Origin of the sequence: Nocardioides sp. CPCC 206348 (assembly GCF_048654705.1) — a bacterium.
Lineage (GTDB): Bacteria > Actinomycetota > Actinomycetes > Propionibacteriales > Nocardioidaceae > Nocardioides.
In genome coordinates this window covers 12,090-12,868 of sequence record NZ_JBMCZA010000157.1, presented here as the reverse complement: position 1 = coordinate 12,868, position 779 = coordinate 12,090, and the positions used below count along the sequence as shown (strand labels likewise).

Here is a 779-nt window from a genome sequence, read left to right as displayed (position 1 = left end):
GACGTACGCCGACACCAGCGTCTGCTCCTGCTCGCTCAACCCCTGCCCGGCTCGGGCGCTCCAGTCGAGCCGACCGTCGGGGAGGTGCTGGCGCATCGTGGTCCGACCCCGGGCCAGCGCGCTGTTGGCCGAGGCCAGGGTCAGGTCGAGGGCGTCAGCCGTCTGCTGCGCCGGCCACCCGAGCACGTCCCGGAGGATCAGTACGGCGCGCTGGCGTGCGGGCAGGTGCTGGACGGCCACGATGAACGCCAGCTCGATGGTCTCCCGGGCCACCGCCTGCGTGTGTGGGTCCTGCGGCTGGCTGTCCGGCCACGGCTGCAGGTAGAGCACCTCGGTGCCCGTCCCGCCCGCACCGTGCAGGTCGGCCGGGACCGGCGTGCGGTCGCGCCGCTTCTCGAGGAAGTCCAGGCAGGCGTTGGTGGCGATCCGGTACAGCCAGGTGCGCAGCGACGCCCGTCCCTGGAACGACTCGCGCTTCGCCCACGCCCGCAGGAAGGTCTCCTGGGTGAGGTCCTGCGCGTCGTCGTACGACGCAAGCATGCGGTAGCAGTGGACCTGCAGCTCCCTGCGGTACCGCTCGGTCAGCAGCGCGAACCGACCGCCGTCACCGGCGCGGGCCGCCTGCATGAACTCGGCTTCGTCCGCTCCGAGCGGACCGGCCGGTCCGGTCGGGGTGGGTGCTGTCGTCTTCATGTCGTCTCCTGGGATCGCTGGAACTGTCGCAGGTAACGACGGTCGAGCTCCGGAGAAGTGATCGGTCAGCTCACAGCCACTGGGGG

Annotated in this window: 1 protein-coding gene; it reads right to left on the bottom strand. The window is 71.4% G+C overall.

Features of this window, described 5'->3' with window-relative positions:
• Window positions 1–693, bottom strand: a 693-nt coding sequence (locus ACOADB_RS11475; RefSeq protein WP_378598325.1) for an RNA polymerase subunit sigma-70, incomplete at its 3' end; no start/stop codon positions are given.
• Window positions 694–779 lie beyond the last annotated feature (86 nt).